Raw genomic sequence first — 14,347 nt, 5'->3', positions numbered from 1 at the left:
TTTGTTTCCCATTATACATGAATCTTTTTCAGAAAAGTACATATGTCTTCAGACCTAACCCACTTATTTAAATTATATAGTACATACATATGCGCTGAAAAAACCCTTTATCAATAGAGGTATAAAATACAATGGGCTATGCTAAAAGTTAATACACTTTCAACATAGCCCATCAAATTCTCATTATAAACTTGTAAAAAACCCTTCTGGATACTCTTCATACTGAATGTTCACCATTTGCTCCTCATTTTTCTCTTCCTCGTCACGTAAATCATATTCTTGATCCATTAAATACGTTTCAAACTTTGAATTTAACAACTTCCCCATCGTATCACTCCTTATTAGTTGAATTTTCTGATAAAAGGATTATACAATAGGTTTTTAGTAAATTGCAATAAATTATATACATTATGCATTATAACTATAAAACCTATCGCATTTTTAGATTAAATCACAGATTTTTTCTATTTATTCCTAAAATAAAAAAACTGTATCTTTTAACGTTCAGATACAGTCTCATTTTTCATCCTATTGAATGACTCCACAGGCTATTCTTGCTCCAGAATTACCAGCAGGATCTGTTTTATAATCATCCGCTGATTCATGAATGACAATAGCACTTCCATCACTATCTAATAGCGAATTAGGTTGGTCTTTTTGTAAAGTTAACCCTTCAGCTAAAAAGTTAAGATCCACGTTGCCGTCTTCACCAATTTCCAAATTTGGTAAGTCTCCTAAATGATAGCCATTAGGATTTAATTTACCATGTTCCTTTTTTGTTGGATTAAAATGGGCACCAGCTGATTCAAATTTAGGTGGTTCACACTTCCCTACTTCATGAATATGGATACCATGTGTGCCTGGTGGTAAGCCTGTTAACGCGAGCGTCATCATAACGCCGTTATCTTCCTCTTGAAGATATGCATTACCATAGCTTTCATTATTAGCACCAATCACTTTTGCAGTAGCTGTTAAAGGGGAAGAAGCATTGACAGCTACTTTTTCCTCTTTCTTATCAAAAAAACTGCAACCCGCAACAAAAATTAGTAAAGAAAGGCCCATTAAGCTTATTTTTTTCATAAAAATACCTCCTCTCTTTCTGATGATTTCCAATTTCTTCAGTACTTATGCACAATTAATCATTTACGATTCTATAATGGCTCCTATATCATTTGAGCCTGAATAGGAAACTCAACCAAAATAAAAGGGATTTCCCAAAGTTCGAGAAACCCCTTTCATAATTAATTTAAGATTTTTACCGTTACTGTTTTGACACCCCACTGAAGTGCTTGTCCTTCAGTAGGAATAAATACATCGATTTTATTTCCTTTAATAGCTCCCCCTGTATCAGCAGCGATTGCTTCACCATAACCTTCCACCCAAACCTTCGTACCGAGTGGAATAACCCGTGGATCTACAGCGATTACCTTTAAATTAGGATTAGACCTTATATCTGTTCCATTTGCTGTAATTCCTGAACAGCCTTCACAATAGGCTGTATACGCAGTCGCACGCATTGTTAATGTTTTACCAGAGACAGTTGCTGGAGCACTTGCTGGTTTTGTTTTGGCAGGTGCAGCAGGCTTAGTAGCTGTTGCAATCCCCCCGGAAGTTTTTGGTTTTGGTTTTGCAGCTGAAGCTTTAATAGCTATCGATTCACCAGCTAAAATCAAATCTGACGCAAGGTGATTCCATTTCTTCAAATCATCTACAGTTACATTATTAATACGAGCTATTGAAAATAAAGTATCCCCACCTTTGATGACATATTCATCCCCCAATGGTTCTTCTGCTTTTGACGTGTCTTTCACTAAGTCTTGCTCTGGGTAAAACCATAATGAATCCTTTTCATTTAATTGCTGGAACTCACCTACTGTTAAATTATAAATTTGCGGGAGTGCCCATAGTATATTGCCTGGCGATTTGTCCTTAGCAAAGGAAGGACTAGCATAGAGACTCACACCAAATGTCAATACTACCGCTAAAGCTAATGCTCTTTTCTTCATGTTTAGTAATACCTCCATCATTTTATTATTTGTTGCAAATCTGTTGCTAGCACACTAGAGTTAAAAGCTCTATTATGTAAGCAACCATAAGTTTGCAAATTAATAACTCAGGACTAGCTGCCTGATATTAGGAATTATTACTATAAAAACGGAAAAATATACAATTTTAATTAATTTTTTAGTAAATTAATCAATTTGTTGCGTATATATCTATAATTTAGTAGGGCGGTTTAACCTTTATCATATTAGATGTTTGCTATTTTTTAGCTGATACAAAAATAAATCGAGCAATGGAAATAAGAGCTCTTTCTAAGACCCAACAAGCTTTTAATTGAATTATTTGGAAGACACGAAAAAGCATGCTAGTACCGTACACTAGCATGCTTTCATACATTCATTTAATAATCATTTGTCTCATATTTCTAACAACACATAAACAGTTTCTTCCTGATTGTTTAGCCTTATATAAAGCATGATCTGCAATTTCTATCAATTGATTCGGACTCTGGACATTTGGTGTAAAAGCCGTAATTCCAGCAGACATGGTTACAGGTCTACCACATGCAGTTTCCTGTAAAGCTTGTTTAATTCGTAAGTTTTCTGCCAGTTGGACTGCAGCATCTATGTTCATGGAAGGTAAGATGACCATAAACTCTTCGCCGCCATATCTAAAGCACAAGCCTTGATCCTTTATGCTGCTTTGCATATGATTAGCAAAAGCCTTTAGAACCTCGTCCCCAACTGTATGACCATATGTATCGTTTATACTTTTAAAATCATCTAAATCAATTAAGATGATCGCATGTGGCACTTTTTGAACAATCAACTCATGTAAAGTTTGATCCATTCTTCTTCGATTAGGAATTCCAGTTAATGCGTCTAGATTCAATTGCTCTGTTAAATCTGTAATTTTACTTTCGGAACAAATCATCATATTTTGTACATTACTTTTCAATAATTTTACTTCGTAATACCAATCAGTAATATCCTCTGTTCCTTGCAATGTCTCCCCTATCTCTATTCTTGTTGCAAGATCCTTAAGTGGTCGGGTAATTTTTTTCGCTAACCATATAGCTAACCCTAATACCACAACTACTACTATAATAATATGGATAATGGTTTTCTTAATTAGTAAACTAAAAGAAATAGCTCTTTCATCAAGTAAAGTATCTACTATTTGCTCCATATATGGTTCTAATGAACGATCATCTTTCACAGAACCTTGTAAATAGTCTGTAGTAAGTGTGGAAACTTCCTTTACATAGGTTTCTTTCATATCCTTTTTATTTTCCTGCAAAATTTCATTAAAATTTAAATAGCTACTCCAAATACTAATACTAGATGCCGCGAGTACAACTATTATCACCATACTAACTATAAGAAACGATAACTTTAACTTGAATTTACCCACAATAGATCATTTCTCCCATTGAGATGATTTTTTCGTTAAATTTTATCTTTGTTTCAACTCAAACTTCATATATTTATTCAATCATCATACGCCATGTCTCTTAAAAAATACTTAAAAACTAATAAATTCTCCCCTATTCTCAATACAGTAAAAAAATAAATCGAACTATAATACCCATAAAGTTCAATTTTTTTAGTCTTAAAGTTCTTATTTGAATTTAGAGGGAAACTAGTGATTTATTGCTCCTCACCCTTGTTCATAAATTCATTTGCTCACTACTTCATTTGTATCTTTGTTTTTACGTTTTAGAATCATCCGATTGTCCATATTGCAAATAAAAACGGAATATACTATCTCTATTTGTTTTGAGGTGGCTCTTCCCAAAGTTTCAAGTTACAATTCTTCTATAGATTTTTGGAAACAAGGGTACATTATACATATAAAACAAAGGAAGGATGGTAGGTATGTACAAAATATACATAATAGAAGATGATGCAAATATAGCTTCACTGATTGTAGAGCATTTAGCTAAATATCAGTTTGAATGCTATACTGTACAACAATTCCCACACATTATTGAAGAATTTAACATTATACAACCACACCTAGTCATAATGGATATCAATCTCCCCACTTACGATGGCTATTTTTGGTCACGGAAAATCCGTCAACTCTCAACATGTCCCATCATCATTGTCTCTGCCAGAGTAAATGATATTGATCAAGTATATGGAATTGAAAATGGTGCCGATGACTTTATCACAAAGCCATTTTCATTGGATGTCTTCATGGCAAAAGTAAATGGACTACTTCGACGTACCTATGGGGAATACGCATTAACCGAGACAACAACTATAACAATAGCGAATACTACATTAAATCCAGATACAGTTCGTCTTCAAACAACAGGCAATGAGAGCCTGTTAACGCTAAAAGAAATGCAGCTAAGTAAGTTATTATTCGAAGCTTACCCTAATGTAGTACCTCGTCAAAAGCTTTTAAGTGCTATTTGGGATGATGAAACCTTTGTTGAGGAGAATACTTTGTCTGTGAATATTGGTCGGTTACGGAGAAAATTGGAAGCCGTACACTCTCAACTTGAGATTAAAACAATTCGTGGTCTCGGTTATCAATTGGTGGAGGAAGGTAAATGAAGCTATTCTTTCGAGATCATCTTAGTATCATTATTCTCTATAGCATAAGCTTCCTTCTACTTCCTTGGATTATTCATGTATTAGATGACCTATCCTCACACTACGCCTACTTTATTTTTCTTGTCAGCTTTCTATTTATTCTATGGCTTCTTGGTCGTTATTATCGAAGAAGAAAGTTTTATCATCATTTACAAAAAAATATCAAAACGCAGGATGATCTTCATTTATTTGAACCACGTGCAGCTATTGAGCAATACTATAGTGAAAAGCTAAGACAAATACAGTATTTATTTTTAACCCAACAGCAAAGATTGGAAGAACAGGCACATGAGAAGCAACTAGTTCTATCACATTTTGCACATCAAATGAAGACACCTTTATCTGTTATTCAATTAATCGTTCAAGCTACGTCCAACAAGACCACTGACGAATTGCAGCAATGGCATACCATCAATAAAGAGTGCAATAAATTGACATTTACCCTCAATCAGTTATTAACGTATGAGCGCACATCTCATTTAGTAGGTGATTTAAAAATTGAACCTATTGTTTTAAAGGGACTCGTGCAAGAAGTCATCAATGATTTGAAGGATTTCTTTATCATAAGTGAAGTTTTTCCAAAGCTGACGTTTGCTGAAGACCAAATCATTTATTCAGATCGAAAGTGGTTAAAAATTGTACTTTATCAAGTATTAAATAACGCCATTAAATATAGTGAAATGGCAAACACCATCCATATTGATTATGAAAACGAAGCTTTACACATAACAAATCGTGGTGAGACCATCCCTACTAGCGAAATAGCACGAGTCTTTGATTTATTTTATACAGGCATAAAGGGACGAACGAGTGGCGAAGCAACAGGTATAGGCTTATATTTAGTGAAAAAGATTTTAACTACGTTAGAGCATCCCTTTACTTTACAATCTTCTGAGCATATCACTACTTTTTCCATTCGTTTTTCAAATAGTCTTAAAAAATGAAGATGACAACTTTGTCATCTCAGACTGTAGACAAAAGCCATCGAGAGGTTCACTCTCGATGGGCTTTTGTCATTTTTCTTCCTATTTTATCTTTAACATTTGGTAATATACTACCAAATTCAACATACTCTTCGAGCATAGCTACCTTCTTAAGCTGCCTGCCACGTCCAAGTAGCCAGTTTCTTTAAATTCATGGCAGCAAAAGTAAGCATCGCCTGCATAGACAATTTTTTTAGACCTCTTAAGGTTGTCCATCGCATACCATGCTTTTCTTTTGCATCTGCAAAGATACGCTCAATCGTTTCTTTGCGCTTTGCATAGATTTGTTTGATGTCATTGGAATGGCGTAAATGTTCTGCTTCCTCTACATACGATTCCCAAATATGACGTTGAATGAGTTTTTGATGTTGCTTACTTTCTGTACATTGGGATAGGCTCGGACACTTCGCACAAATCAAAGGATTCGATTTATATTGACGATACCCTTCTTTAGTCGTTGTCGTATACTTCAATATCTGTCCTTGTGGACAAAGATAACAATTATAGTGCTCATCATATATATACTCATGTTTTCGGAAGAATCCATCTTTCGTTTTAGGACGTGTATAAGGAAGAACAGGCAACATTTGATTCTCTAATAAAAAGTTTGTAATTGCGGGTGTTTTATAGGCTGCATCTGCCGCAACAGCTAATGGTTTTTGAACGTTTTCAATGACTTTTTCCACAAGTGGCTGTAATACATGACTATCGTGCACATTTCCCGGAGTTACAATGGCACCCAAGACAAAGCCTTTTTCATCTGTCGCTGCATGAAAAGAATACGCAAACTGTTTCGTGCGTTCATCCTTCACGTAATATCCACTTTCAGGATCTGTCGTGCTTTCCTTTATTTCTTTCCATTCTTCCTTTTCAAACTTCTCCGGGGGAAAGGGCTTTTTTCCGTGTTCCTCACGATCCATATTTAACTCTAATTGAAGTTTCTCTTCATAAGCTCGTGTTTCTTTTCGCACAACTTTTTTATCATACTTTCGTTTATTCGCACTCGCTTTCACATGCGTAGAATCGATAAATAAATGGTCTGCATGGAGGAGTCCTTGATGCATAATCTCCTTTAATATACGATAGAATATCTGCTCAAATATATCAGTGTCTTGAAAGCGACGGACATAATTTTTACCGAAGGTAGAGAAATGCGGGACTTCTGTATGGAAGCCAAATCCTAAAAACCAACGATACGCCATATTCGTTTCAATTTCTTTGATGGTTTGACGCATGGACCGTATACCAAAAACGTACTGAATAAACGTCATTTTAAAGAGAACAACAGGATCAATACTAGGGCGTCCTTTAGCAGAGTAGAGGTTTTCTACTAAAGGATAGATAAATGAAAAATCAATAGCCGCCTCTAGTTTTCGTACTAAATGATCTTGGGGAACTAATTGATCAATCGTTAGCATTTCTAATTGTTCACGTTCATTGATTTGATTTTTCGTCATCATGGTTAATCACCTCGAAAGTGTACTTTTTATCAATAGATGAATTAGGAATTCTTTATGTAGAAGTTGATTGGAACGAAGGGTGGCGACTCCTGCGGGAAAAGCGGGAAAGTCGAGATCCTGGACTGAGCGAAGCGAGGGAAGCAGCTCGACCCCGCCCGCGGAAAGCGTCCGCCCGTAGTGGAAATCAACGGCTTTACTTTATTTTATTGTAAAAGAAAAAAGACTGTAGGCAAACTCAAAATTCATTGAGTTTGTCTACAGTCTGAGATGACAACTTTGTCATCTTCATGTCATCAAGAGAAATAGGTTATATGCCGCTCCTTTTCTATACTAAAGTTATCTAATGACCATAAAGGAGTTGTTTTAATTTGGGCAACACAATACTTCAAGTAACCAATTTGCACAAGGAATACATCGGTGAGATCACCTATAAAGCGTTAAACGGTATCGATTTTCAGCTACAGCAACAGGAATTTGTAGCTGTCATGGGACCTTCAGGTAGTGGGAAAACAACATTTTTAAATAGTGTATCCACTATTGATCGTCCTACCGCTGGCGATATCTTCATAAACAATCATAATCCTTACGCATTAAATGATGAGGAGCTCGCCAAATTTAGACGCTCTGAACTAGGTTTTGTATTTCAGGATTTTAATCTTGTGCATACATTAACAGTGAAAGAAAATATTTTATTGCCATTAACATTAGATAGCATACCTGCTTCAAAAATGCTTCAACGTTTAAAGGATGTCGCTCAATTTCTTGGTATCGAGGAACTATTGTCGAAACGTATTTATGAAATTTCAGGTGGACAAAAACAACGAGTAGCTATCGCTCGTGCCGTTATACATGGGCCAAGTTTATTGTTAGCAGACGAGCCTACTGGAAACTTGGATTCAAAGGCTGTCAATGATGTCATGAACTTATTTTCCTCAATTAATCAAGAGCTTGATACGGCTATTCTCATGGTGACACATGATCCTTATGTAGCAAGCTTTGCCAATCGCATTATTTTTATTAAAGATGGGAAATTATATAACGAAATACATCGAGGCAACAACCGCAAGCATTTTTATCAGGAAATTATGGACACGCTTGCTTTTCTAGGTGGTGGACAGCATGAGCTTTAATCATATTGTGATTCAAAATATTTTACGTGACAAATGGACGTATGTTTCTTACTTCTTGAGTAGTATGTTTTCTATTATTATTTTCTTTCTATTTTCTGTTATCGTCTTTCATCCAAATCTGAAAAGCCTAGATCCAAACTCTACACTTGGAATTTCTTTAATGCTAGCTAGTATGCTCGTTTATTTATTCTCTTTTATTTACATTACCTATTCAATCACAGCATTTTTACGTAAGAAGACCAAGACCTTAGGAATATTTATGATTACTGGGGCTTCCATGAAGCAGATTCGTAAGCTGGTCTTCCGTGAAAATCTGTTGATTGGCATTTTAGCTATTCTGGCGGCTATCGTTCTCGGCCTTGTTATTACACCTCTTTTCTTAATGGGTGCAAAAGTCATTTTAAAGGCAGAAACATTTGGTATGTACATCCCTCTTCAAGCAATCAGCATAACCATAGGATTATTTCTGATTTTATTTGTTGTAATATCGACAGTTGTTACGAGGTTCATTAATAAAGAAGCGTCTATCCAACTTTTAAAAAGCGATACAGTTATCGAGAAATCTATTAAGCCTCATTATGTGTTATTAATACTAAGTATTTTGATGTCTGCCACTTTAGCTTACTTGCTAAAAATCGAGCATTCCATTGTAGACACTTTAAGTGTCCTTTATTATCTGTTATTTTTTATTAGCATTCTTAGTACGATTTATTTAGTCATCACACAAGGATTTCGTTTGTTTTTAAAAATATATGAAAAGTCTCCTGCCTATCTTCAAAAAACAAATATGCTTTTGGCGTCCAATTTAAATGCAAAAATGAAATCACATGCAAATATGCTGTTTCTAATTACTATCCTATTAAGCGGTGTCTTTCTATGTACAAGTATTTTATTTAGCTCTTATTACAATGTAAAAAAGACTAGTGAAGAAAATTATCCATATAGCTTTCAATATATTGCTGATCCAAAAGCTGATGACAACATGGTAAAGGCTGATCTTGATTATCTTGAAGATACTTTATCAACGGTTCAAGCCCACAAGTATTTTATTGAATTTAAATCAAAGGAAGATCAACGCATTGGCTATATGGCGTTATCGGATTATAACCTGATCCAGCATCAGGACAACAAACTAAGTAAAGATGAATTTATTGCCGTCGCTGGCAGTCGAGATGTAGCGCCTACAACAAACAATGCCAGCGATCTGTATATAAAATCTTTAAAACTAGCCAGCACCCATGAGCAAAATCTGCTATCTACTGGCTTCCAACAAAGTTATTTCATTGTACCTGATGACATTTACAAAACCATTGACTACCCTGTTTATAAAACGTATATCTATGAACTGGAAGATTGGACAGCCCACACAGATTTGGCAAAAATTATTACCAGTGACTTACCCTCTTTACCTGGAGAACGTTATGTAACATCCAAAATTGATTTATATAACACAGAGATGTTTGTTAAAAGTGTCATGTTCTTTATCGGCTCCATGTTAAGTCTAATTTTCTTAAGTGCAGCCATGAGTATATTGTACTTCTATTTACAAACAACATTACAACAAGAGAAGGAAAAGTATATTGGTATACGTAAGTTAGGACTTTCTAGAAATGAATTAGCTACCATTATCACTAAAGAATTGGCGATTCTTATTTTTGTACCATTCACCATAGCTATTACACTCTTGCTAATTACACTTTTGGCTATACAAACAATGGTTTCTACAGCATTTTTACAAGTTTCCATAGCTAGCTCTTGTTGTTTCTTTGTGCTTTTCCTCATTAGCTATGTATTAATTCGAAAAAGTTATTTTAAACGCTTAGTAAGCTAAAAAATCGCACTCCTTAAGGGGTGCGATTTTTTCAAAGTGTTGAAAAACAAATCAATAAATAAAATCTTTATGAAAGGTGAAAATGTTTCAAATAAATTGAAGGTGTTAACTACTCATTTTAGTGAGGAGTGTCATCACTTCTCACATTGAAAATAAAAGCCCTAATTCAAATAATGGGTTATTTGATCTGATCGATGCTGCTGATAAGGAAAAGACGCTTCTGCAGAATGGTTGATTGGAGTGGAGCCAACGTAAGTGAGTGAAGTGGCTCATCGGACGCCCCCTGGAAAGGACGCTGGCGGAACGGAAATCAATCTCTCGCCTTGTGAAAAGGTCTTTTTCTGCAGATGACAGTATTTTTTTTACCAAAGAACGGGCTTTGCTACCATCAGCCAAAGCATAATAAGCAATAATAAAATATACATCCATGTTTTTCGATGTAACAGTGAAACAAATTGTTGATGGTTATATGCAGGCGTGTTAAATGTGCGCAACGTCGGTTTAAACGCTCTCGCTAGAAATACAATCGATGCAAACATCACGAGGAATGTTAATACAATCCATGAGGTATTCCAATGATAGCCTGCATACCACATTAACAAAATACCCGATGCTACTAGTACATGCCCTGAATGTTTGACGAGCGCAATGGCACCCTTAAATGCTTCTATATATGGTGACATGTCATCAGTGGAAGCTGTGCGCATTTTTTTTACAATGGTTAGTACAACAAACAAAGGCCCAATCGAAAGAATAGCACTTAAAATATGTATATAAAGAAGAAGTGTATAAATGGAAAACATGCTGTGTACTCCCCTTTTCATCAGTCCCCTTCATTATAGCATTCAAGCTGAATCTACTTTATCAGCAATTGTGAATCCTTTGTAAACACAGCCTGAATCATTGTTAAATTGTTTGAAAACCGTATAAAGAGGGTATTGTTTATAGTAACATGCACTTATAGAACAAAAAGGAGTGATTTTTATAGGAATTCACCAATTTTTTACAAGCCTTAATGATTTAGAGCGTATTATTCGTTGCCCAGGTCGCTTCAAATTTGAAGAGCACAACGTGGCAGCCCATTCTTGGAAGGTGTCCCAATATGCGATGTTTTTCGCAACATTAGAAGAAATGCACGGTGCAACAGTTGATTGGAAATCTTTATATGAAAAAACGATTAATCATGACTTTGCTGAAGTATTTATTGGCGACATCAAGACACCTGTAAAACATGCTAGTCCAGAGTTAAAGCAAATGCTAGCACACGTGGAAGAAAAGATGATGGAAAAATTTATTATCAATGAAATCCCACAAGAATTTCAGGCTATTTTCTTTGAACGGATGAAAGAAGGAAAGGATCAGACTTTAGAGGGGCGGCTACTTGAATTTGCAGATAAACTAGATCAATTTTATGAAGCTTTCGCAGAATTAAAGCGCGGCAATACTGACAAAGAGTTTGTCTATATGTATCAATCAGCCCTTTCAAAACTGTTGGCGATTCCACTTGAAGCGACCGTCCAATATTTCCGCACAGAAATTTTAAAGGACGCAGTAAAGGAAAAAACACATATCGATATTCAAGCATTAACAAATGAAGTATTAACATCAAACTAATAGGGTGCATGTACAAGTTTTCCGATTGAAAAATTCACGGAAGGCTTTTTTTATTTTCCACAAAAAGTCGTATAATGAGGAGAGATTGAATGGAGGGAAAGTATTGTCACAGGAATGCTCAATTGTAGAAGATTTATTACCTCTTTATGAAAAACAAATGCTTCAAGCATCAACAATAGAATTTGTTGAACAGCATCTAACAACTTGTCAGCAATGTCAGAAGCTTGTAGCCAATTCATCAACTCAGAACGCATACTTACCCATGAAAAGAACAGTATCCTTTTTTCATATCATATTTATTGTATTATCCTTTATGTTTGCCATTAACTCGTCCTTACTCGGCAATCAAAAGGGCTTTGTCATCTCATATGCACTTTTCGGCTGTCTTTCTTACCTTTTCTATAAAAACATCTGGATTGTCTTTATCATAAGCTCTGTGCCTGTATTCGTTTGGGCTATCATTAATAATCTTAATAATGAGCTCTATATTACAACCTTCTCCTTAACAGAAATAGGAACGCTTGTGATTGGAGCTGGCTACATTGCACTTTTACATACCATTTTCGCCTTAATTGGCGCAGCTTTTGCCATTCTATTACGTAGGGTTTTTCACTAAACAAAAAAGCACCTTGAACTTTTTTACCAAAGTTGAGGTGCTTTTTTGCTTGTTAGGCCTTTTTCACAAATTCTGATTTTAATTTCATGGCACCAAAGCCATCAATTTTGCAGTCGATGTTATGATCGCCTTCTACTAGACGGATACTTTTTACCTTTGTACCAATTTTTAAAGTGGAAGAACTGCCCTTCACCTTTAAATCCTTAATAACAGTAACTGAATCACCGTCAGCTAACAAATTACCATTTGCATCTTTTACAATAAGTGCATCTGATTCCTGTTCAGTTGCCTCCATACTCCATTCATGCGCACATTCTGGACATACATAGTTGGCTCCGTCCTCATACGTATATTCTGAATGACATTTTGGACAATTTGGATAAGCTGCCATTTCCGCTTCCCCCTTTTACATATTTGCTAGGAAAATCCTCTTTATGCTCCTATCTTTACATAGTCGACCTTAATTAGCAAAGGTTGTTCGTATTTTCCGTTCGCATTTGTGAAAAAAATATGAAGCATCCGTACCTTTTTGAAGGTATTTCAAGATGCTCATTACGCTATTTGGAACACTTGCCCATTGACTAATTTGCCATTATCATCTTACTTGCATGTTTATCGTTCATGCTTTATTATATCCATAAAGGCTGCATTGTTCGTATAATATTAAGTTTTAACCTTTAAGCTGTAAAAGGGAGTTTTATTATTGGAGTTGGAATGACGGGCCTCACACTACGGTGCATGAGGATAAGCAGGAAAACTTCTGCGAACACCCACTTTGAGGAGTGGTGGTTTAAAACTTTCTATAATAACTACGGCATACGCGGCTTTTTAATTTGATCTTACAGCCACAAGGCTTTGAAGTGTATCACCCTTCTATTGTTGGAGGGTGATTTTTTTATGCAGTTTCCCCTCGTGTGCAAAAATTTAAAATTAAACGTTGTGAAGTTTATTTTTATTATAGTGATGCTACTTTAAGTATATAGATATGTTTTTGTAGCATACTAGTGGCAATTGTTATAAGAGTAGCATATTGTTAATAAAAGGAACTTGTATCTTTACAAAAAATCTTATTCTTCCATGGTGTAAATCCCCCATTAAAAAGGTAAAATATAACTAACAAATTTTGTTTAGGAGGTGAAAAGCATGGCAACTGCTGAACAACTTAAATTACTAGTAAAGGCACATTACGAAAATGATGATGCAAGGTTTGACACCCTACTCATCCAAGTAGCTGCTTCTGAAGCACAAAAAGGACATGTAGCATTAGCACGTGATTTAAAAAGTCTAATTGATAAAGGGAAGAAAAATTCTTCTAAAATTCAATATATTGATCCTGAACTTGAGGGATTAATTACAGTCCGTAATAGCACCTATAGGTTGGCTGATTTAGTTGTATCTAAAGAAGTTAAGGATAATTTAATAAATGTTATCAAGGAATACGAGAATAGATCAAAATTAGCTCAATTCGGATTAATGAATCGAAGAAAAATTCTTTTAGCAGGGAAACCTGGTACTGGTAAAACTTTGACAGCATCAGTTTTAGCTACAGAGTTACAACTCCCCTTGTGTATTATTCACACAGATAAAATAATGACAAAGTATCTAGGGGAAACAAGTCAGAAATTAAGTAAAATTTTTGATTATATGGCTAATTTCGAAGCGGTTTACTTATTCGATGAGTTCGATTCAATAGCTAGTGAACGAAACTTCGAAAATGACGTTGGGGAAATCAGAAGGATCATCAACTCTTTTTTACAGTACATTGAATCTAATGACAATGGATTTATTATCGGGGCGACAAATAACCCTCAACTACTCGACTCAGCTATTTTCAGAAGGTTTGATGACGTAATTGTATATAAACTACCTGATGCAACGCAACGAAAAAAGCTGATTAAGAATACGCTTGGTCAATTTTTTAATCCAGAAATAGATTTAGTTAGAGTCGGAAAACTATCTGAAGGTTTAAATCATGCAGAACTAGTAAATGTATGTAAAGATTCTATTAAAGAAACAATCTTAAATGATTCAGACAAAGTAACTGAAGATATCATCAGAAAAAATATAGAGAAGAAAATTAAAACATATACTTGGGAGAAATAA

14 protein-coding genes and 1 other RNA gene are annotated in these 14,347 nt (G+C 35.1%); 8 read left to right on the top strand and 7 right to left on the bottom strand.

Annotated features, from left to right (window positions below):
- Nucleotides 1–183 precede the first annotated feature (183 nt).
- The 4 genes from MHB39_RS01995 to MHB39_RS01980 form a co-directional block, all read right to left on the bottom strand.
- Nucleotides 184–327, bottom strand: a complete 144-nt coding sequence (locus MHB39_RS01995; RefSeq protein WP_016994421.1) for a hypothetical protein — start codon at nt 325–327, stop codon at nt 184–186.
- A gap of 201 nt (nt 328–528) precedes the next feature.
- A complete protein-coding gene (locus MHB39_RS01990; RefSeq protein ID WP_016994420.1) occupies nt 529–1,080 on the bottom strand; it encodes a superoxide dismutase family protein in 552 nt (183 codons plus the stop codon).
- A gap of 161 nt (nt 1,081–1,241) precedes the next feature.
- Nucleotides 1,242–2,006 (bottom strand): 3D domain-containing protein, encoded by a 765-nt coding sequence (locus tag MHB39_RS01985; RefSeq protein WP_103117358.1) that lies wholly within the window; start codon nt 2,004–2,006, stop codon nt 1,242–1,244.
- A 394-nt stretch (nt 2,007–2,400) separates the two neighbouring features.
- Nucleotides 2,401–3,417 carry a GGDEF domain-containing protein gene (locus MHB39_RS01980; RefSeq protein ID WP_342545721.1) on the bottom strand — a complete coding sequence of 339 codons (1,017 nt, stop codon included), beginning with the start codon at nt 3,415–3,417 and terminating at the stop codon, nt 2,401–2,403.
- A gap of 464 nt (nt 3,418–3,881) precedes the next feature.
- On the opposite strand from MHB39_RS01980, the gene MHB39_RS01975 reads away from it, so the two are divergent.
- Both MHB39_RS01975 and MHB39_RS01970 read left to right on the top strand, forming a co-directional pair.
- Nucleotides 3,882–4,571, top strand: a complete 690-nt coding sequence (locus MHB39_RS01975) for a response regulator transcription factor (RefSeq protein WP_333005610.1) — start codon at nt 3,882–3,884, stop codon at nt 4,569–4,571.
- On the top strand, nt 4,568–5,554 hold the full coding sequence (locus MHB39_RS01970) for a HAMP domain-containing sensor histidine kinase (RefSeq protein ID WP_342545719.1): 987 nt from the start codon (nt 4,568–4,570) through the stop codon (nt 5,552–5,554). The genes MHB39_RS01975 and MHB39_RS01970 overlap by 4 nt, the downstream gene beginning before the upstream one ends.
- A gap of 149 nt (nt 5,555–5,703) precedes the next feature.
- On the opposite strand, the gene MHB39_RS01965 is transcribed toward MHB39_RS01970, so the two are convergent.
- Nucleotides 5,704–7,053: an IS1182 family transposase gene (locus MHB39_RS01965; RefSeq protein WP_342545717.1), complete on the bottom strand. Its 1,350-nt coding sequence runs from the start codon at nt 7,051–7,053 to the stop codon at nt 5,704–5,706.
- Between the two features lie 368 nt (nt 7,054–7,421).
- Between MHB39_RS01965 and MHB39_RS01960 the strand changes: the two genes are divergently transcribed.
- Nucleotides 7,422–8,183 (top strand): ABC transporter ATP-binding protein, encoded by a 762-nt coding sequence (locus MHB39_RS01960; RefSeq protein WP_054549053.1) that lies wholly within the window; start codon nt 7,422–7,424, stop codon nt 8,181–8,183.
- Complete coding sequence (locus MHB39_RS01955) at nt 8,173–10,014, top strand: ABC transporter permease (protein ID WP_259949238.1); 1,842 nt, start codon at nt 8,173–8,175, stop codon at nt 10,012–10,014. Before MHB39_RS01960 ends, MHB39_RS01955 begins: the two co-directional genes overlap by 11 nt.
- Before the next feature lie 362 nt (nt 10,015–10,376).
- Here MHB39_RS01955 and MHB39_RS01950 read toward each other — a convergent pair whose 3' ends face one another.
- A complete protein-coding gene (locus tag MHB39_RS01950; RefSeq protein ID WP_016992176.1) occupies nt 10,377–10,817 on the bottom strand; it encodes a DUF2269 family protein in 441 nt (146 codons plus the stop codon).
- 172 nt (nt 10,818–10,989) lie between these two features.
- Between MHB39_RS01950 and MHB39_RS01945 the strand changes: the two genes are divergently transcribed.
- Nucleotides 10,990–11,628, top strand: a complete 639-nt coding sequence (locus tag MHB39_RS01945) for a YfbR-like 5'-deoxynucleotidase (protein ID WP_016992175.1) — start codon at nt 10,990–10,992, stop codon at nt 11,626–11,628.
- 103 nt (nt 11,629–11,731) lie between these two features.
- Nucleotides 11,732–12,244: a zf-HC2 domain-containing protein gene (locus tag MHB39_RS01940; RefSeq protein ID WP_342545714.1), complete on the top strand. Its 513-nt coding sequence runs from the start codon at nt 11,732–11,734 to the stop codon at nt 12,242–12,244.
- A 52-nt stretch (nt 12,245–12,296) separates the two neighbouring features.
- On the opposite strand, the gene MHB39_RS01935 is transcribed toward MHB39_RS01940, so the two are convergent.
- Nucleotides 12,297–12,635 carry a zinc ribbon domain-containing protein YjdM gene (locus MHB39_RS01935; RefSeq protein ID WP_016992173.1) on the bottom strand — a complete coding sequence of 113 codons (339 nt, stop codon included), beginning with the start codon at nt 12,633–12,635 and terminating at the stop codon, nt 12,297–12,299.
- Nucleotides 12,636–12,882: 247 nt separating this feature from the next.
- On the opposite strand from MHB39_RS01935, the gene ssrS reads away from it, so the two are divergent.
- Together ssrS and MHB39_RS01925 are read left to right on the top strand one after the other, a co-directional pair.
- A non-coding RNA gene (ssrS, locus tag MHB39_RS01930) (6S RNA) lies at nt 12,883–13,075 on the top strand.
- Nucleotides 13,076–13,387: 312 nt separating this feature from the next.
- On the top strand, nt 13,388–14,347 hold the full coding sequence (locus MHB39_RS01925) for an ATP-binding protein (protein ID WP_341301405.1): 960 nt from the start codon (nt 13,388–13,390) through the stop codon (nt 14,345–14,347).

It is taken from the genome of Lysinibacillus sp. FSL K6-4013 (assembly GCF_038630435.1).
Classification (GTDB): domain Bacteria; phylum Bacillota; class Bacilli; order Bacillales_A; family Planococcaceae; genus Lysinibacillus; species Lysinibacillus boronitolerans.
The sequence above is the reverse complement of the archived record's forward strand: the minus strand, read 5'-3'. Positions and strand labels throughout refer to the sequence as shown.

What these genes read in the sequence shown, in the direction of transcription:
- MHB39_RS01995 (WP_016994421.1), bottom strand. Translation starts at nt 327, where the DNA reads ATGGGGAAGTTGTTAAATTCAAAGTTTGAAACGTATTTAATGGATCAA.
- MHB39_RS01955 (WP_259949238.1), top strand. Translation starts at nt 8,173, where the DNA reads ATGAGCTTTAATCATATTGTGATTCAAAATATTTTACGTGACAAATGG.
- MHB39_RS01935 (WP_016992173.1), bottom strand. Translation starts at nt 12,635, where the DNA reads ATGGCAGCTTATCCAAATTGTCCAAAATGTCATTCAGAATATACGTAT.
- MHB39_RS01950 (WP_016992176.1), bottom strand. Translation starts at nt 10,817, where the DNA reads ATGTTTTCCATTTATACACTTCTTCTTTATATACATATTTTAAGTGCT.
- MHB39_RS01965 (WP_342545717.1), bottom strand. Translation starts at nt 7,053, where the DNA reads ATGATGACGAAAAATCAAATCAATGAACGTGAACAATTAGAAATGCTA.
- MHB39_RS01925 (WP_341301405.1), top strand. Translation starts at nt 13,388, where the DNA reads ATGGCAACTGCTGAACAACTTAAATTACTAGTAAAGGCACATTACGAA.
- MHB39_RS01970 (WP_342545719.1), top strand. Translation starts at nt 4,568, where the DNA reads ATGAAGCTATTCTTTCGAGATCATCTTAGTATCATTATTCTCTATAGC.
- MHB39_RS01990 (WP_016994420.1), bottom strand. Translation starts at nt 1,080, where the DNA reads ATGAAAAAAATAAGCTTAATGGGCCTTTCTTTACTAATTTTTGTTGCG.
- MHB39_RS01985 (WP_103117358.1), bottom strand. Translation starts at nt 2,006, where the DNA reads ATGAAGAAAAGAGCATTAGCTTTAGCGGTAGTATTGACATTTGGTGTG.
- MHB39_RS01975 (WP_333005610.1), top strand. Translation starts at nt 3,882, where the DNA reads ATGTACAAAATATACATAATAGAAGATGATGCAAATATAGCTTCACTG.